Source organism: Mucilaginibacter pedocola (assembly GCF_002013915.1).
Taxonomy (GTDB): Bacteria; Bacteroidota; Bacteroidia; order Sphingobacteriales; family Sphingobacteriaceae; genus Mucilaginibacter; species Mucilaginibacter pedocola.
On record NZ_MBTF01000037.1, the window covers coordinates 1 to 18192 of the forward strand.

Consider the following 18192-nt stretch of genomic DNA (forward strand, 5'->3'; position numbering starts at 1 on the left):
TCGAAATGAACTGTGTTTAAAAGCAAATAATATTTGAATAATTTTCCTGATATGTTGAGTTAGTTTTAGCTATTGCAAAAGCTTGCTTTAGCAACTTATTTACGACTGCGATCAAAGCAACTTTTTTGGCTTTTCCTTTTGCCAGCAAGCGTTCATAAAGCTCCCGGCAGGCTTTATTGCAGCGTTTTGCGCTCCATGAGCATACATACAATGAGGCCCTGATCGCAGACATGCCCATTTTACATATTCTTGGCCTGCCTTTTACACTGCTGCCCGATTCGAACAGGCGCGGGCATGTCCCAATGTAAGAGCTTAATTTACTGCAATCGCCGAAACGCTCGAAACCACCGCTTACCAGGATGAGCATTATCGCTGTTTTTTTGCCAATGCCAGGTATGCTTTTCAGTCCTGATAGCATTTGCCCATAATGTTCAAGAACGATCTTTTCCATGTTAGCTGAAAGCCGTGATATAAGTTGTTTAAGGTGGCATAGCTCTTTTTGTATCGTCTGCCTCAGTGCTTTTTGCATCATTCCTGTAGCTGTAAAGCTTTCAAGCTGGTTGCTTAACACAGTATGCTGCTTGCTCAATCCTGATAAAATGGCTTCTGTTTGCTGTAATTCTACCACATGCTGCTGTGGTGGGGCCCATTGCTCCGGCTTAGCCATGGCACCATACTCTGCGATCAGGAGTGCGTCTTTCTTATCTGTTTTAGCCCGGGACATACGCATTTGGCTGTAGCGGCGAATCACCAAAGGATTTACCACACTTACCTTAATGCCCTTCGTATGCAGGAAGCAAGCAAGCCTTAAATAATATGGGCCGGATGCTTCCATCACGATATGGCTATCTGTATCCAATAGCTTTAAGAAGCCGTCGAAGCCTGTAGTTTCGTTGCTGAACTGATAATGGCGTCGGCCGGCTGATACGTCAAAGGACGCTTTTGAAATGTCTACACCAATGTAATTTGCATGAGTTTCCATAACTTTGTTTTGAGATAAATACTGTAGAAGAACCTGCTTTACTGCTTATCAATCCTACATACAGGCTCTTGTGGCCTAATGAACTGTTCAAGCTTGTAAGCAAAGGGGTAAAGTGATCTGCATTTCGAACGGCTTCCTACAGCCAATGACAACTCGTGATCTTTCTCTTTACCCTTTTTCTTCTACTTTAAATTTACTCTAAACACTTAACTTTTTCCTATAAGCAAACATAGGATGACATCGTTTTTTTTCCGTCCCCGCAGGGTCTCTTTGCAAAAGGACCCTGCGGCACACGGATGCCATTCAAAAACGTAAGGCTACTTCTTCACATAGCACTTCTGATAACTCAGCGGGCTTTTCCCGGTTATCTCTTTAAAGTACTTATGAAAGCTGGCGAAGTTGTAAAAGCCGCTTTCGTAGCATATCTCCTTTACGTTCATTTGGTTGTTGATGAGTAGCTTACACGCGCTGCCTACTCGTATCTCGTTTATAAAGCGCGAGTAGGTTTTTTTGCTGCGCGATTTAAAAAACTTGCAAAACGAATTGGGGCTGATATTGGCTACCGAGGCTATCTCCTCCAGCGTTATTTTCTTTTTAAAATTCTCGATAGAGTAATTATAAATGGCGTTGATACGGTCCTTCTCCGATTCCTGGAAGTTATGCTGAAAGCCCAGCGATGCCAGTACCTTGGTTTCTTCGGCAGCGGCTATGGCAATCAATACCTCCATTAGCAGGATGATTTTGCGGCTGCCCTCGGCCCGGGTTATTTGTTCTACCAGTTCGCCAATTTTAGGTACCCCTGCCCCAATAGGTTGTAAGCCCCTCCGTGCTCTGTTCAGTAGGTTTTTAATTCCCTTGTTTTCGGGCAGGGAAAGAAATTGCGCCCCCCAAAAATCTTCTGTGAAGTGTACTACGCTCACATCGGCGCTGGCTTTTCCGTCCCCGCAGGGTCTCTTTGCAAAAGGACCCTGCGGCACACGGATGCCCTTCAAAGACGTAACCTATTTCTTCACATAACATTTCTGATAACTCAGCGGGCTTTTACCCGTTATCTCTTTAAAATACTTATGAAAACTGGCGAAGTTGTAAAAGCCGCTTTCGTAACATATCTCCTTCACGTTCATTTGGTTATTGATGAGTAGTTTGCAGGCGCTGCCTACTCGTATCTCGTTTATAAAGCGCGAGTAGGTTTTTTTGCTGCGCGATTTAAAAAACTTGCAGAACGAGTTGGGGCTGATATTGGCCACCGAAGCTATCTCCTCCAGCGTTATCTTCTTTTTAAAATTCTCGATAGAGTAATTATAAATGGCGTTGATGCGGTCCTTCTCCGATTCCTGGAAGTTATGCTGAAAGCCAAGCGATGCCAGTACCTTGGTTTCTTCGGCAGCGGCTATGGCCATTAATACCTCCATCAGCAGTATAATTTTGCGGCTGCCTTCGGCCCGGGTTATTTGTTCCACCATTTCGCCAATTTTAGGCACGCTGGCCCCTATCGGTTGTAGTCCCCGCCTTGCCCTGTTCAGCAGGTTTTTAATATCCTTGTTTTCGGGCAAGGAGAGGAACTGTGGCCCCCAAAAATCTTCAGTGAAGTGTACTACGCTCACATCGGCGCTGGCTTCATCGTTCTCGTATTGCTCGTCGAATTGCCAGTAGTGGGGCAGGTTAGCGCCTACCAATACCACATCGCCATCGCTGAAATGCGAGATATGGTCGCCAACGAACTGTGTACCGCTGCCCTGTTTCAGGTATATCAGCTCCACTTCGGGGTGGTAATGCCAATGCCCGTTCACGTTGGGCCGGGTATCGCGCCGTGCATTGAACGATTGCACCAAATTGGTAGATACTTTTAATAACTGCGGTTTCATTTTGGGGGATAATTGGTAAGGATGAATCTACAAAAATTCAATCATTAAGCTTGTAAATGCATTTTATATTTTACAATAATACAATATCGCTTAATATTTTGATAAAGCCGTTAAATTCTACACTTTATTTCAACAGGTTAGTTACAATGCCCTACAGGCAAAAAGTTTAAATTTACGCCTATGAATATCCGCTTCCCCCGATACATTAAGCTTGCTCTATTGTTTACCGGCTTTTTGGCATTTGCACAGGAGTCGTTCGCCCAAACAAAGCCACAGGCAGCCTTAACCATTACCGTTGATGCCAATAACACCGCCCAAACTATCGAGAACATCGGTGCCTCGGGTTGCTGGTTTTCGGAGGGGATAGGTAAATACTGGCCTCAAAGCAAGAAAGAGAAAATAGCCGAATTGATGTTCAGTAGAGCGTTCGATGACACCGGCGCACCTAAAGGCATAGGCCTTTCCGCATGGCGTTTTAATATAGGCGCAGGCACCGCAGAGCAGGGCGATAGCAGCGGTATTAAAGATTTCCGCAAACGCACCGAATGCTTTTTAAGTGCCGACGGCAAATACGACTGGAGCAAGCAAAGCGGCTACCAATGGTTCCTGCGCAAGGCTAAGGACTACGGCGTTGAAAACCTCATAGCCTTTGTGAACTCGCCGCCGGTGCAGTTCACGCAAAATGGCTTGGGCTATAAAACCGTTAAAGACTACCGCAGCAACCTCAAGCCCGAAGCTTATGAAGCCTACGCTGCATTCCTGGTCGAAGTGATAAAGCATTTCGATGGCGAAGGGCTGCATTTTAACTACATCAGCCCTGTGAACGAACCGCAATGGGACTGGTACAACAAAAAGGGCCAGGCATCGCAGGAGGGGAGCGCCTGGGCCAATGCTGAGATACACCATGCCGTTGAAACCTTAGATGCCGCTTTGCAGAAAGCGAAACTCAGCACGCAAATATTAACCACCGAGGCGGGTATGCTCAACTATTTGTATGGCGGAAAAACCGCAACCTCGCGGCAAATACAAAACTTTTTTACCGATAGCAGCAAACTGAGTTTTGCAAAACTTAAAACCGTGCCGCGCATTATTGCCGGGCACAGCTACTTTACCGATAGTGGCGACAGCGCTATGGTGGCTACCCGCAGGCATTTGTCAGATACAGCCGCTAAATACGGCGTGAAGTATTGGCAGTCGGAATATTCGATGCTGGGCGATGGTTTCCGCGAAGGCACAAAAGCCAAACGCAGCCAAATGGATTGCGCCCTGTTCTTAGCTAAAATTATCAACCGCGACCTTACCATAGGCAATGCTACCGCCTGGCAACTGTGGAACAGTTACGAACCCGGCAGCGCCGAATGGGATACGCGCTATTACCTCATCGCCCTTAAACCGAACGAACAACATACCGACGGCGACTTCAGCATCACTAAAAACCTGTGGGCAATGGGCAACTACAGCCGCTTTATACGCCCGGGCATGAAAAGGCTCAACATGCAGCGCAGCGATAATATGGACGATGTAAAGGCCGGGCAGCAGCTGATGCTTTCGGCTTTTAACGGCGGAAAGGATAAACTGGTAATAGTGGCTGTTAACTACACCGATGAGGCAATGCCCGTCAACCTTGCCCTCAAAAACTTTAAAAGCATCCGCAAGTACCGCACTTATACCACTTCGGCAGCCCCCGAAGAAGATTTGAAACCCTCATCGGTACAAAAAATAAGCAACGGCATAGTGGTTAAGCCCCGTTCGGTAACCACTATTGTGCTGAATTAAGTGGTGTGGCGAAAATAATTGAAAAATTAATCGGCTGAATTTCAGGCAGAGGAGGGCGATTTTTGGCGAGGATGAAAACTAAATTCAAAAAAAACTTTACAGTAACCGAAAAAACGCTACATTTGCAAACCTTAAACGGAACGCGGTACCATAGCTCAGATGGTAGAGCAATGGACTGAAAATCCATGTGTCACTGGTTCGATCCCAGTTGGTACCACGAAAAGAAAGCCTTTAATCGAAAGATCAAAGGCTTTTCTTATTTTATACCCTTCGCTGGACAATAATTATATCTAAAAGACAGATACTCGCTTTTATGTACTATATGGCGGTATTCTTGATCTAAACCTTGGGTACGGTAAACCAAAAAGTGCTGCCCTTACCCAATTCGCTATCGGCGCCGATGCGGCCGCCATGCCGGTTGATGATCTCGGCGCAAATGAACAGGCCTAACCCAAGGCCCGAATAATTTTTACCCGAGTGGTCTGCCCGCCAGTAACGGTCGAACAGGTGCGGCAATTGTTCGGCGGGTATGCCAGGGCCGGTATCTTTTACCGATATTTTTACTTCGGTTTCCAGCTCATCAATGATCATCCAAATAGTTTTAGATGCCGGCGCATATTTTACTGCGTTGTTCACAAAGTTTACCACCACCTGGTCTATACGGTGTTCGTCGGCATAAATTTGCAGGCTCTTGTCGCCCTGCACTACCAATTCGTGCTTCTGCTCTATGCGTATGTGATTGCAGCAAACGTCCAGCATTTCCCAAATGGTGAACCATTCTTTTTGTAATTTCAACTTGCCCTCGCTGAAACGGTTAATATTCAACAGGTCATCCACCAAAGTGGTTATTTTGGCCATGCTGCGGTTAGATGTTTCGATGAGTTTAGGCAAGAGCGGACTCTCCGGCTTATCTTTCAACCGTTCCATTAGCTGTAAATTAGCTTTCAGGCTGGTTATAGGAGTTTTTAGTTCGTGGCTGGCAATACTCAGGAAATCATCTTTTCGCTGCTCAAAACCCTTACGTTCGGTAATGTTTTGCGTTACGCCTGCCATTTTAACGGGTTGGTTTTCCGCATCGTAGCGAGGCCTGCCCGATGCCAGTATCCAATGCCGTGAGCCATCGGGCCAGGTGATTTGGTATTCAGCTGTGTATACGCTGTCGTTTTTAAGTGCGGCATTGATCTGCTCCTGCACGTAATTGCGGTATTCGGGTACAATGGCTTCTATCAGGTCGGGGAAATCGAGCGGAGCGTTCGCAGCCAAACCAAAATTCTTTTTACACTGATCGCTGCAGGTCATTCGTCCCGATGTGATATCGAGCTCATAAGAGCCTAATTGCCCCGCTTCCAGTGCAAGACTTAAGCGCTTGTTCGCCTCTAAAACATCCTGCCGTGCCTCAACCTGGCTGCTCACATCCGTAGCCACGATCATTACCGATACAGTTTGCCCGTTCTCATCTTTCACGGGCTGGTAAACAAATTGAAATATATGCTTACCAATTCGCCGTTTTGCTCAATTAACGCTTTGGCTTCATCTCCATAGTAAGGTTTTCCGTCGGTCAGCACATCCTGCAATAAATCTAAAAAAGGCTGGCCTTCCAATTCGGGCAGGGCTTGTGCCAGGGGCAGGCCTATAACCCTGGCCGTTTTACCCCAAAGTTCCAGTAACTTACCGTTGGCCGATTCTACTACCAGGCTGTGCCCTGTTAGCAGGCCTATGGCAACCGGTGCATCGGCAAAAAGCGCGAGCGCCCTGGCCTCGCTTAAAAGCAGCACTTCGTTTTCCAGCCGCAGCCCGGCATTTGATGCATTAAGTTTTTGATTAGCGTTTTGCAGTTCGCGGCCTATCTCGTCCAATTGTTCATTGGCTGCAGTTAGTTCTTCATTTACAGATGTATATTCCTCGTTCAGGGCCTGCAACTCATCGTTGGTGGCCATATATTCTTCGTTGGCGGCGGCCAGTTCTTCGTTAAGGTCTTTTAATAACGCTTCGCTTGCTTCCAGTAACTTGCGGTTTTCCACAATGGCGGTTATATCTGTTACGGTGGCAAGTATAGAAGTTATATTGCCCTGGGAGTCCTCGAGCGGCTCGTAACCCAGGTCGATATAAATTTTGCGGGGACTGCCGTCGGTGCCGGCAATATCAGCCGGTGTTTCCTTAATGGCCAGTGAACGCCCGGTGTTCAGCACATCGCGCAGTAATTGCGGAAAAGGCTGCCCCTCCAGATCAGGGAAAACATCCATCAGCTTTTTGCCAATCACTTCTTCGCGGGTGCGCCCCCATATTACCAGCATTTGTTCATTGGCGGTCTCTATAACCAGGTCTTGCCCGTCTATAATACACATACCCACCGGCGAACTTGATACCAGTTGCTGTAAACGGCGCTCGGCCTGCTGCAAAGCTATACGCGCACTCACCTCTACAGCGGTATGCAAAAGGGCGTAGGTTTTGCCCTCATCGTCGAGCATTGGGCGGTATGTGAAATCGAAATAAAAGGTTTGCAAGTGGCCGTCTACCATTATTTGCGCAGGCGTGCCCTTGGCCTCATAGGTCTGCCCGGTGGCCCAAACGTTCTTTAGCAATTGAGTAAATGGCTGCCCGGTCATTTCCGGCAAAGCATCTTCAAATCGTAAGCCGTTCACGGTAGCATCTTTCCCCCATATCTTCAGCATGGCCTGGTTTACAAATGCAATGGTAAGATCTGCATTGCTGTAAATGGCAGTAGCATCGGTAGAGTTTTGTAAAATGGTTAATAGTTGGCCAGGGGTAAGGCCTTTATTATTAGTCATATCTTCAATTAGGGAAAAACAGTGCAATAATTTTAGAACTTTTAAAGTTAAATAAATGTTCTAATAGTAAAAAGGGCGTAGCCGCAAAAGGTGTATCATAATTATTGCGGGTGAGTGCTAAATTGAATTGGAGGAGTTGTGGCCCGGCAAATAAAAAAGCCCCGATCGATAAAGATCAGGGCATTCTTTTTACATCGGGCGACCGTGCTTTACTTATATCCCATACTCCCCGGTCAACGCTTTCTTCTCAATGCTTTTGGCAAATAGCGGCGTTTCTTCGTGGTTGTGCGCGTCAGATGCTTCCTGGCGGTCGTGGGCGGCTTGTGCCAGGGTAATGTTGTGGGCTTTAATATGCTCTAAAAACTCTGGCGTAGCGGTGGCGTGTATCTCGTTGGTGTACTCGCAGGTGTTATCGTCTATTTTGGTGGCTTTTAGTTCCCATAGCACCTGCACTTTGCTGCGGCCGTTGGCGGTGATGGCGTCTGATACCGATAACATGCGGCAGTAATCGGCACGGTACTCGGTGGCTACGTAGTGCTGTATGATGAGTGCGGTACCAATAGTTTCCACGTTTATAGACATGGGTTGGCCATCCGGTGTGCGGGTAAAGCCGGCGGCGATATGTGCCGTAGAGCAGGCCTGGTATTCGGCATCGGGAAGATTGAACAGCCAGTCGGCGATGTTTACTTTTTCGATAGGTGCGTTGATGATAGCTTTTACGGTAGAGTGCGAAAGGGCGTTTTCTGATGTTTGTTTAATTTCCATGGCTTTGTTTGTTTTGATATTTCAAAGGTGGTGGTTATTTGGTAATCGTCTAAACTCATTTTTTCGATATAGTTCATCGGTAAAACCGATTAATGACTATCTTTAGTTATGGAACTCCGCCAACTGAAATACTTTGTAAAAGCAGCCGAACTGCAAAACTTTACCGATGCCGCCGCACAGCTTTTCATTACCCAGAGCACCCTTTCGCAACAAATAAAACAACTGGAAGATGAACTGCGCCTGCCGCTGTTTGATCGTATAGCCAAGCGTGTGAGGCTTACCGAAGCGGGCAAAACCTTTTTGCCCTACGCCCGCAAAACCCTGAAGGATGCCGAAGATGGCCGCGATATGCTTAAAGATATGATGAACCTGCACACCGGTACGCTGGCGGTAGGTGTTACTTATGGGCTTACCAACCTGCTTACAAAAGCAGTAATTGGCTTTGCAGAACAGTACCCCGCTATTCAATTACAGATTGGGTTTGGGACTACTGAAGAATTGCTTCACAAACTCAACGAGGGTAAGCTGGATATGATGTTGTCGTTTTTCCGGGGAGATAGCAGCGGGAGTTATATTACCGAAGAGCTGTTTTTGTCGCGGCTTTCCTTAATTGTACACCGCGATCATCCGTTGGCAAGTAAAAGGCACATTAGTATAAAACTGCTTCAAGGCATGCATTTATTGTTGCCATCGGCAGGGTATAGTATTCGCAACTATCTGGATAGTGCGTTGACAAAGCAGGGCGTAACGCCTGATGTGCGAATGGAGGTAAACGACATTAATACCTTATTGCAATTAGTAAGCAGCGGCAAGTGGGCAACGGTGCTAATGGCCTCCTCGATATTCGATCATCCCGAACTGGTGGCTGTTGAGATAAAAGCCGATGGTATGGCGAGGTTTGGTACCATTACCTGGCCATTGGAAGCCTACCGCAAAAAAGCCGCTCTAAAATTATCAGAATGCTTAATTGCGGAAGGGAAGAAAATTGGAGGTTAAATAATAAGCAAAAATACACGTAATTATACGTATAATTGATTCCCCTAAGGAAAACGTCTGCCGATGAATCGGCTTGATTAAAATGAATGATGGCTGCTTACTAAAGCTGCATTTCATTGTTTTGATGCACCATGCCTTTTCTGTTTCTCTTACAAATTTCTGCCGATACAAATGACTTTTTCTTTCCGCAATCAATTCCGAAACTACTATACCGCTTTCGTTGGAAAACGGATACTGCAAGATACAGTAAGCGGGCAACGCGACCTGAGCTACTGGCAGAACAGGCTGTTTACAACTGCCATATTTTTTGCCTTGCCGGTTAGTTTATTTGCGCTGATACCGAGTGTTATACTGGAGTTGCAGGAGGGGCATACCTACATTGTAGCCGTGAACTTTTTTGCGCTTGGTTCGGTTGCGTTTTTTGCTACCACAACCAAAATCAGCATCCACTTGCGTAAAATGTTTATAGCGGGGGTAATAGTGTGTTTCGCCATAGTGGCCATGGCTTTTATGGGTTCGTTCACCATGGGCTGCATTTACCTGTTCCCCTTAAGTATATACGTGGCCCTTCAGTTCTCCAGCCGGTTGGCATACGGCACTGTAGCCTTAAACTTTGCTATATGCAGCTTTTTTGCCCTTGTTATTTGGCTCAGGCCCTTTAACCTGCCCGAACTTTTCAAAAATGTATCCCTTAACCATTGGCTTATTTATTCGGTCAACTTTGTTTTTATGGACCTGGTGGTTGTTATACTCATCAGGCAATTGCTAACCGGGCTGGAGCGAACAATGGTGAAAGAAAATTCCCTTTACCGCAACCTGCAAAAAGAATGGCACGAGAAACAGGTAAGCAGCGAGTTACTTAAAGAGTCGGAAGCGCATTACCGCACGCTGTTTTTTCAGAGCCCGCTGCCTAAATGGATATTAGACAGTGAAAGCCTGGCCTTTTTGCAGGTGAACAATGCAGCGCTGAATGCTTATGGGTATACCGAGGAAGAGTTTTTGCAGATGAAACTGCAGGATATTCATTTGCAAGGACAGCTGCCCGAATTTTGAGGGTCGCCCGGGTATCGCCCGAGTTTACGCCGGTATATACCACCATGCATGTATGTAAAGATGGCACCCCATTGCATGTAGAGGTTAGGCGCAGGGATATTTTGTTTAATGGAAAAAAAGCAAGGCTTATTATAACAACCGATATAACCGAGCAGGTTAACTATACACACGCCATTAAACTCCAGAATAAAAAGCTGCACCAAATTGCTTATGAGCATTCGCACGTGGTGAGAGTTCCGCTGGCCAACATTATTGGCTTAACCATGCTTATTAAGCAAACCGGGCTAACTGCCGAGCAAGCCGAATTGCTCGATTACATGGGGCTATCTGTTCAGCAGCTTGATGAAGCCGTAGGGCGAATTGTGCAGCACGTAGAAACTGTATTACCCGAGTAGTGCCGCCGGGCAGGCCGCAATCAACGGCGGTAGCAATTAGGTTGAATGCCCTGCCAGGTTAACAATGGTAGTGGCATGCAAGGCCAACAGAAATAAACCAAAAATTTTCAATTTTAAAAACCTTGCGCTATCTTGCATAACCTGATTTTTTAATGTATTCGTTTGGAGTGCAGCTTATATTACTATGGCTAAACCTTTATTGCACAATCCACTATTGGAAGTGCTTTGTGAGCATTTAACCGATTGTGCTATCTGTTTATTGAACCAACAAGGAGAGGTTATTAACTGGAATACCGGTGCCGCTCGTTTTTTTGGTTTTGAACCTGCCGAAGTGCTGGGGATGCCTGCCGATATACTTTTCAGCCAATCGCAATTAGCCCAAGCTTTACTTTCAACACATTCGAGGCCATTTTACCAAGCAGAGTGGCAATTGGCCCGCGGTGGCGAAATGGTGCTGGTGAAATTGCAACTTATAACCACAAACGGGGAAGGCGATTCGTACGCGCTGCTTGGCCAAAGCCTTTCGGGCGGATACAAGCCCGGTAACGCCTCAGATGCCGATAGCCCTTTTCTCTACAACGAAAGCCTTTTCAGGCAATTGATTGAGCATAGCCATTCGGGCATTAGTTTGTTTGATAGCAGGCTTAATTTTATTTACCGCAGCCCCTCGGCTGCACGCATTACCGGTTTTAAAGATACCCAGCGCGCTGTGCTCACCGTTTATGAAACCGTGCACCCCGAAGACCTGGCACATGTAAAGGCCGTGCTCAACGATCTGATGCTTTTTCCGGGGCAGTCGCGCCAATGCCATTTTAGGTGCCAACATGCTGATGGGCACTTCATACATCTCGATTGCATATTTACCAACTGGCTGGATGAACCCGGTATACGGGCCATTGTATTGAATTTTCATGATGTAATCGAAACCAAACTATCCGAAACAAAACTGGATGGCATGATGCAGGAGCTATCGGCCTACCAGTACGCGCTCGACGAAGCCGCTATTGTTGTGGTAACCGACCGCTTTGGTAGTATTACGCACGTTAATGATTATTTCTGCCGCATATCGGGCTATTCGCGCGAGGAGGTGTTGGGGATGGATCATCAACTGCTTATTTATAACCATTACCCAAAAGCTTTTTTAAAGAACATAAGGCATAACCTGGCCATGGGTAAAATATGGCGGGGCGATATACGCAACCGGGCAAAAGATAAAAGCTTTTACTGGGTAACAACCACTATTGTACCCTTCCTGAACCCCGATGGCAAGCCCTACAGGCACATTGCTATTTGCTATGATATTACGGCGGGCAAACAGGCCGAAGAAGAATTGCAGAGGCTTTTTGAGAGCGTGCCCGATATTGTTTGTACGGTTGGTACCAACAGGCGTTTCAGGTGGGTTAACCCGGCTGTGCGCAACATTTTGGGCTATACAGAAGATGAGTTTGTTCAGAAAACGATAGACGAACTTATTCACCCGGCCGATCGGGAGGTAAGCCGCCACCGAATGAAACGCTTTATTGAGGCAGAGATAGACACACATTCGTTCGAGAACAGGTATATAAAAAAAGATGGCTCGGTTATTAACCTGGCATGGAGCGTTCGTAAATCTCCCGAAGAAGGTATACACTTTTGCATAGCAAGAGATATTACAGAGAAAAAGCAGTTGGAAGAACTATTGCATAAAACCAACGAACTGGCCCATATAGGTAGCTGGGCCCTTTACCCGCAAACGGGAAATGTTTTTTGGTCGGACATAACGCGCGAACTGCTGGAGGTAGCGCCCGATTATGATATGCAATGGCATATGGCAGATATATTTTGCGGCCCCGAGTCGCTTAATAAAATAAACGGCTCTATTGACGATGTTATAAATGGAGGTGACCCTTTTAATATTGAAATAGAGGTGCGCACCGGCGGCGGAAAAATGATTTGGGTAAGTATTTTGGGCGAGGGCAAGTTTGACGGAGGTGTTTGTACACAGGTTTATGGTACGGTACAGGATATCGACATACAAAAACGCGCTCAACTGAAACTACAGGAGCAAGCCGAAGAACTGGCGGCCTCGGGCCAGCGGTACGGTGAACTTTTTCACATGAACCCGTTGCCCATGTTTGTGTTTGATGCCGATACACTGGCTTTTATGGATATAAACAGCGCTGCTATTAAACAATACGGCTATAGCCGCGAAGAATTTTTAAGCATGACGCTGCGAGAAATACGCCCTGCCGGTGAGGTAGATCGCCTCAACCGCGCCGTTGAAGAGCGCCGGCTGCATAACCACTTGTTTCGCCCGGGTGTGTTTACCCATCTAAAGAAGAATGGCGAGGCCATACAGGTAGAAATTGTAAGCAGCGCACTGCAATACCACGAGCGCCCTGCGAGGTTGGCCCTGGTGTTGGATGTTACCGAACGCAACCGGCAAGTAGCCGAAATAGAGGCGCAGAACAAAAAGCTGCGCGAAATAAGCTGGATGCAATCGCACATTGTGCGTGCGCCGCTATCGCGTATAATGGGGCTGGTAAACCTGCTGCACGATACAAACCCCAATAATAAAGAAATAGCGGAAATTACCGGTTACATACAACTGTCGGCAAAAGAACTCGACCAGGTGATCCAAAACATTACCGACAGCGCCTTTTCTAATTAAGGTTGCAGATGGCTTTGATAGCGCCTTGATAAATGGTGCTGATTGCCTACATTAGCATAAACAATTATACCTATGTTTTGCTCAAAATTTGCCAAATGTCTTGTGCCCGCCTTGCTTATATTGCCCATAATTGCCTTTTCGCAACCCAAAAAGGTTAAAACTGCCGATATGCCAACAGGCTCAATAGAGGTATTCCGCCCTGAGATGAAGAAACTTTTTAGCGTGGATGCGCGTGCGGAGGTTATTGCCAAAGGCTTTAAATGGGCCGAGGGGCCGGTTTGGGTACCCGGCAAAAAGATGCTACTGTTTTCTGACGTACCCAATAACAAAGTATACCAGTGGACGGCTGCCAAAGGCCAGGCGCTTTATTTGGAGCCTTCGGGGTATTTGGGTACAGCGCCAAGGGCAGGGGAGAAGGGTTCTAATGGTTTGGCCTTAACCAACGATGGGCGCTTGCTACTCTGCCAAGATGGTGAACGCGTGCTGGCCGTGATGGATGCCCCCATTAATGCACCAAAGGCGAAGTTTAAAGTATTGGCCAAAGGCTATCAGGACAAACGCTTTGATAGCCCTAACGATTTGGCAGTTGCCAAAAACGGCGATATTTATTTTACCGACCCGCCCTATGGCCTGGTGGAAGGCATTAAAAAAGATGCACCCTACCAAGGGGTATACCGTGTAAGTAAAAACGGCGTAGTAACGCTGCTGGTAGATTCGATATCGCGCCCTAACGGTATTGCCTTGTTCCCCTACGGGCGCAGCCTCATCATTGCTAATTCGGATACTAACAAGCCTTTTTGGTACAAGTACGACATTGATAAAAATGGCAAGCTAACCAACGGGCATGTATTTTACGATGGGCGTGCCGAATTCAAAAAAGCACCCCGTTCATCCGACGGCGTAAAGATTGACCCGGCAGGCCACGTTTACGCTACCGGCCCCGGCGGCGTGTGGGTTTTTGATAGTAAAGGTGTACCCCTTGGCCGTGTGAAGATCAATATTGATACCTCTAACTGCGAGATAGCTTACAACACTAAAGAAATGTTTATTACAGCAGGTAATTATGTGCTGAAGATAAAGATGCTGTAATAGCTGTTTTGGAACGCGCGGCACGCGCGCACCAGCGTAGCTTGGCGCTCGTGCGTTTGTGCCGCGTTCGTGTCAAACCAGTTCTGTAGGGTTATATCCAAAGCGCTTTTTAAAGGCGAAAGAAAAATGCGAAAGGTCTTCAAAGCCGCTGTCTAAATAAACTTCGGATGGTTTGCGTTTGTGCTCGGCAATCTGGTAATGCGCCAGTTCTAACCGTTTATTGGTTAGCCATCGCCCGGGTGTTTGGTTAAAGGCTTGTTTAAAATCCTTTTTGAAGGTGGTGAGGCTTCTGCCTGTGAGGTACCCAAACTTCTCCAACGGCAGGTTAAACCTGAAATTCTGCTCCATAAAAGCTGCCAGGTCCAGTTTGCCGGGTGCTTCAAAATACCCTAACAACCCATCGGCTGCCGGGTTAATAGTGCGTAGTACTCTTATCGCTTCTTCTACCTTAAAGGCGGCAATATCGGCGGGCAAAGCATCATTTAAATCGAAGTAGGGCTGCACCGAATTAAACAAACTCTGCAGCAGCATATTCTCGGTAAATATAACAGGCAGGTTACTGCGTGGTGCCATCGGCCGCTCATTGGTATAAAAGCGCTTTAGCCTATCCTGGCGGAAAATAACGGATATGGCCAGGCAGGGTTCGCCGTTGAGGGGCAGCTTACTCATGCGGCCCAGCTGGTCGCGCGGGAACAATACCGTATCGCCCGCCCGGAACCTGAAACTACGGTCGGCAGCGGAAATGCGCACCTCACCAGATAGTACGCGCAGCAGCACCGGGAAAGGCAGGGTAAGCTCGCGGCTGTAATGGATCTCTTTTTTGCAGGATACAAACACTTCGGCTATCTCCATAACGCAATTTACAATAAATTTAACCTGATGAGGCTTTCTGCCGTTGCAAGTATGGCCTCTTTGGTGCTGCGCGGTTTCCAGCCTAGTGTATCAATGGCTTTGGCGCTGGTGGTATTCATGTGTTTACTCAATAGCGGCAGCATGCTTTTTACCATGGGGTCGGTAAGGGCGGCAACGCGCAGCAGGGTATTGGGCAGTTGCTTTACGCTTACTTTTGCGCCGGCCTCGCCAAGGTTATCTTTTAATATTTTAGCTACCTCAACCATCCAGATGCTTTCGCCCGCGGTAGCTATATAGCGTTCGCCATTGGCTATGGGGCTGGTCATGGCCAGCAGGTGCAGGCTTGCTACATCGCGCACGTCCACAAAGAAGGAGTTTATTTTAGGGCTGCCTGCCATTTTACCGGTTAACAGGTTTTTTATCACGTTTATAGAGTGCGAATACTCGGCACCCAGCACCGGCCCCATTACGCCTGTGGGGTTAACCGCGCTTAATTCAAGCGCACCGCCTTCGCGTTGTATAAATTCCCAGGCGGCCTTTTCGGCCAGTGTTTTCGATTTCTGATAGGCAGGGGCTTTTTCGGTATTGCTCCAATAACTTTCGTCGTAAGGCGCGGTTTGGTCGGGGTGCCCGTAAACTATTGCACCTATGGCCGATGTTAGTACCACCCGTTTTACACCGCCATCGCGGGCCGCACGCAATACCCGCAGCACACCCTCGCGGGCGGGGACGATCATTTCGTCTTCGTGTTTAAAGTTGAGTTTAGGAGTGGGCGAGGCTACATGCAGTACATATTCGCAGCCTTTTACGGCTTCGGCCCAGTTATGATCTGCTGACAGGTCGGCTTTTATAAAGCTGAGTTTATCGCCAGCGTTGGCGCCACCTTCGGCCAGCATGGCATGTACATTAGCTGCCTTATCTAACGAACGCAGGGTAGCCCTTACGCGGTAGCCTGCATTTAACAATTGAATAATGCAGTGTACGGCAATAAAGCCCGAACCGCCTGTTACTAAAACTAATTTTCCGTTATCTGAATTTGTGTTCATCTCTTATGGTATTTGATGACACAAAAATCGGTGTAAACAGCCCCGCTAATTTTGTTTAAAAGGCGTAAGGTGCTTTGTTTAAAAGGCGGGTGGGGGTGGCTTGGATAGCTTGCAAGGGAACGCGCGGCACGCGCGCACCAGCGGTGGAGAGTAATTTAAAATAACTCTCGCACGGAACCTGTCGAAGACAATAAAAACCGGCATTGGCCTGTTCGGTAACCACAGGCCCTGCTTAGGCATTGCCTTTCATAGAACAGGGCGCAGCCGGCAGTTTTCTTTGGTTCGTTTCTTTTGCTGCCAAAAGAAATGAACATCCACAGGCTGAACATATATCATTGCCTCAGCTAACGAAGCGTTTCAGAACATTAAGCAATGACTAATGATCACTTCCCCTCCAACTTCTCTTTATACGATTCCATTTTTGGAAACAGCCCGGTTTCGTGCCAGGCACGGGTGGGGCGATCGGGCGGAAAGCCGTATTTTTCGCGGTAGGCCTTTCGTTCGGCGGTGAAATTCCACCAGCGTTTACTTTCGTCGCGGTGTTCAATGTAGTGGGTAAGCAAACGGTACGAATCTTCTACACATGGATCGGCCCAGCAGTTGCAGTGCTTTTCGTAGGCATCAAAAAGTTCTACCGGAGATCGGCCTTTCAATTCATCCAGCGAATAATAGCCTTGTGCCATCAACTCTTTGGCAAAGCCGATGCCTAAAGATGGAATGCTTTGGAATTCCGCAAGGGCATGCAACTCTTTACTGCGTTGCGGCGAGGCAGCAAGCATGGCAGCTATCTCATCAGGCGCGTAATCGCGCAGCATTTTTTGGCTCACCTTCTGCTGCTTCAGCGTTTGCTTCTCGGCAACGGTTAGTTCGTAGTCAATGTTCTTTTTCATAGCGTTTTCAGCAATTGGTCCATTTCTTTTTGGTGCCCGCCAATAATGCCTGCTACTTCTTCCTGCTCATAAACATCAAGCACAGTGCCATCATATATCCAGTTGTCATCCGCATCGAACAATATGCGGCCAACATTAGCCTCCTGCATGGCATCGTACAAAGCATAGCCCTCGCCTGTATCGGGCAATATGCGCAGCCAGCGGCCGGTACTTGTTTGGGCGTTGGTAGGTTTTTCGTGGAATAGCTTGCTCCTCATGCAAGTAAAGGTACAATAAAATCGCCTATTTGCTAATTAAATTAGTAATTTATTAAAGGAACTCGAAAAGGTTTTTATAGGAATTTTTGTCAAGCAGGCAGGTATATCCCCCAAACCATATTGGAGAACTCGCCTGCGGCAAAGCGGACGAGGGTTTGTCCGTCAGTAATTTCAAAAATGCCCATTTCGTGCCATTGTTGGTAAAGAGGGTCTTGCACCCTTACCGACTTCCTAAGATCTTTCCATTCGTGCCCCAAATATTCAAGCCATCTATCAGAAGTTCTTCTCCGTCGATCACCGAGCGAAAGAACACCCAGTTTTCATTTGATTGTATGTTAGTATACATTATCCAACCGCTATTTTATTATCGCTGGTGCGCGCGTGCCGCGCGTTACCCAATAAGCAAATTATCTCCCTGCTATCTTTTTCCGGTGCACTACGCCCCAGTCCGAAAGTTCGGTAATGATGGTTTGCAACGTATTGCCGTGTTCGGTAAGTTGATATTCTACCGTTACGGGTTGGGTCGGTAGAACCGTGCGCGTGATCAGCTCATTTATTTCCAGTTCCTTCAGTTCTTTACTCAGCATCCGGTTAGATACCCCTTCCACATCATTCAAAATATCAGAGAACCGCCGTTTGCCGTAGCAGCATATCGATGAGATGATCGCGATCTTCCATTTCCCGTTCAGGGCATCCATCGCATCCTGAACCGACCGCATCCTTTTTTTCTGTTCCTGGTGGAACTCAGTTATTTTACACGTTGCCATGATACTTAGTTACATCTGTG

Annotated in this window: 17 protein-coding genes, 1 tRNA gene and 1 pseudogene; 7 read left to right on the plus strand and 12 right to left on the minus strand. The window is 47.2% G+C overall.

What is annotated here, in order from left to right:
- Positions 1-16: 16 nt before the first annotated feature.
- From BC343_RS26315 to BC343_RS32020, 4 genes and pseudogenes are all read right to left on the minus strand, one after another.
- The gene (locus BC343_RS26315) at positions 17-982 is read right to left on the minus strand and encodes an IS110 family RNA-guided transposase (protein WP_078347262.1); all 966 of its coding nucleotides are present in this window, start codon (positions 980-982) and stop codon (positions 17-19) included.
- A 317-nt stretch (positions 983-1299) separates the two neighbouring features.
- Positions 1300-1902, minus strand: coding sequence for a helix-turn-helix domain-containing protein (locus BC343_RS26320; protein WP_238381876.1), 603 nt, complete (start codon positions 1900-1902; stop codon positions 1300-1302).
- An 81-nt stretch (positions 1903-1983) separates the two neighbouring features.
- Complete coding sequence (locus tag BC343_RS26325) at positions 1984-2811, minus strand: AraC family transcriptional regulator (protein ID WP_394333397.1); 828 nt, start codon at positions 2809-2811, stop codon at positions 1984-1986.
- A pseudogene (locus tag BC343_RS32020) lies at positions 2750-2884 on the minus strand (hypothetical protein); the annotation flags it as partial. The pseudogene BC343_RS32020 and the gene BC343_RS26325, both read right to left, overlap by 62 nt.
- 143 nt (positions 2885-3027) lie before the next feature.
- Here BC343_RS32020 and BC343_RS26330 point away from each other — a divergent pair.
- Both BC343_RS26330 and BC343_RS26335 read left to right on the plus strand, forming a co-directional pair.
- Entirely contained in the window at positions 3028-4623 is a 1596-nt protein-coding gene (locus BC343_RS26330) for a glycoside hydrolase (RefSeq protein ID WP_078350817.1), read from the plus strand.
- A gap of 144 nt (positions 4624-4767) precedes the next feature.
- Positions 4768-4840 (plus strand) — tRNA-Phe (locus BC343_RS26335).
- 122 nt (positions 4841-4962) lie between these two features.
- On the opposite strand, the gene BC343_RS26340 is transcribed toward BC343_RS26335, so the two are convergent.
- From BC343_RS26340 to BC343_RS26350, 3 genes are all read right to left on the minus strand, one after another.
- Positions 4963-6087 carry a sensor histidine kinase gene (locus BC343_RS26340; protein WP_078350818.1) on the minus strand — a complete coding sequence of 375 codons (1125 nt, stop codon included), beginning with the start codon at positions 6085-6087 and terminating at the stop codon, positions 4963-4965.
- Complete coding sequence (locus BC343_RS26345; RefSeq protein WP_078350819.1) at positions 6084-7412, minus strand: PAS domain-containing protein; 1329 nt, start codon at positions 7410-7412, stop codon at positions 6084-6086. The genes BC343_RS26340 and BC343_RS26345 overlap by 4 nt, the downstream gene beginning before the upstream one ends.
- A gap of 213 nt (positions 7413-7625) precedes the next feature.
- The gene (locus BC343_RS26350; protein WP_078350820.1) at positions 7626-8177 is read right to left on the minus strand and encodes a hypothetical protein; all 552 of its coding nucleotides are present in this window, start codon (positions 8175-8177) and stop codon (positions 7626-7628) included.
- 108 nt (positions 8178-8285) lie between these two features.
- Between BC343_RS26350 and BC343_RS26355 the strand changes: the two genes are divergently transcribed.
- The 5 genes from BC343_RS26355 to BC343_RS26375 all read left to right on the plus strand — a co-directional run bounded on the left by BC343_RS26355 (position 8286) and on the right by BC343_RS26375 (position 14360).
- The gene (locus BC343_RS26355; protein ID WP_078350821.1) at positions 8286-9173 is read left to right on the plus strand and encodes a LysR substrate-binding domain-containing protein; all 888 of its coding nucleotides are present in this window, start codon (positions 8286-8288) and stop codon (positions 9171-9173) included.
- Positions 9174-9344: 171 nt separating this feature from the next.
- Positions 9345-10226, plus strand: coding sequence for a PAS domain S-box protein (locus BC343_RS26360; RefSeq protein ID WP_078350822.1), 882 nt, complete (start codon positions 9345-9347; stop codon positions 10224-10226).
- Entirely contained in the window at positions 10223-10621 is a 399-nt protein-coding gene (locus BC343_RS26365) for a hypothetical protein (RefSeq protein WP_078350823.1), read from the plus strand. The genes BC343_RS26360 and BC343_RS26365 overlap by 4 nt, the downstream gene beginning before the upstream one ends.
- 184 nt (positions 10622-10805) lie before the next feature.
- Positions 10806-13271, plus strand: a complete 2466-nt coding sequence (locus BC343_RS26370; protein WP_078350824.1) for a PAS domain S-box protein — start codon at positions 10806-10808, stop codon at positions 13269-13271.
- A 168-nt stretch (positions 13272-13439) separates the two neighbouring features.
- Positions 13440-14360 carry an SMP-30/gluconolactonase/LRE family protein gene (locus BC343_RS26375; protein WP_162276950.1) on the plus strand — a complete coding sequence of 307 codons (921 nt, stop codon included), beginning with the start codon at positions 13440-13442 and terminating at the stop codon, positions 14358-14360.
- A 72-nt stretch (positions 14361-14432) separates the two neighbouring features.
- On the opposite strand, the gene BC343_RS26380 is transcribed toward BC343_RS26375, so the two are convergent.
- The 5 genes from BC343_RS26380 to BC343_RS26405 form a co-directional block, all read right to left on the minus strand.
- A complete protein-coding gene (locus tag BC343_RS26380; protein ID WP_078350826.1) occupies positions 14433-15212 on the minus strand; it encodes an AraC family transcriptional regulator in 780 nt (259 codons plus the stop codon).
- An 8-nt stretch (positions 15213-15220) separates the two neighbouring features.
- Positions 15221-16258: an SDR family oxidoreductase gene (locus BC343_RS26385; RefSeq protein WP_078350827.1), complete on the minus strand. Its 1038-nt coding sequence runs from the start codon at positions 16256-16258 to the stop codon at positions 15221-15223.
- A 383-nt stretch (positions 16259-16641) separates the two neighbouring features.
- On the minus strand, positions 16642-17148 hold the full coding sequence (locus tag BC343_RS26390) for a helix-hairpin-helix domain-containing protein (RefSeq protein ID WP_078350828.1): 507 nt from the start codon (positions 17146-17148) through the stop codon (positions 16642-16644).
- A complete protein-coding gene (locus BC343_RS26395; protein ID WP_078350829.1) occupies positions 17145-17405 on the minus strand; it encodes a hypothetical protein in 261 nt (86 codons plus the stop codon). The genes BC343_RS26390 and BC343_RS26395 overlap by 4 nt, the downstream gene beginning before the upstream one ends.
- 407 nt (positions 17406-17812) lie before the next feature.
- On the minus strand, positions 17813-18172 hold the full coding sequence (locus tag BC343_RS26405) for a winged helix-turn-helix transcriptional regulator (protein WP_238381877.1): 360 nt from the start codon (positions 18170-18172) through the stop codon (positions 17813-17815).
- Between the last annotated feature and the right edge of the window lie 20 nt (positions 18173-18192).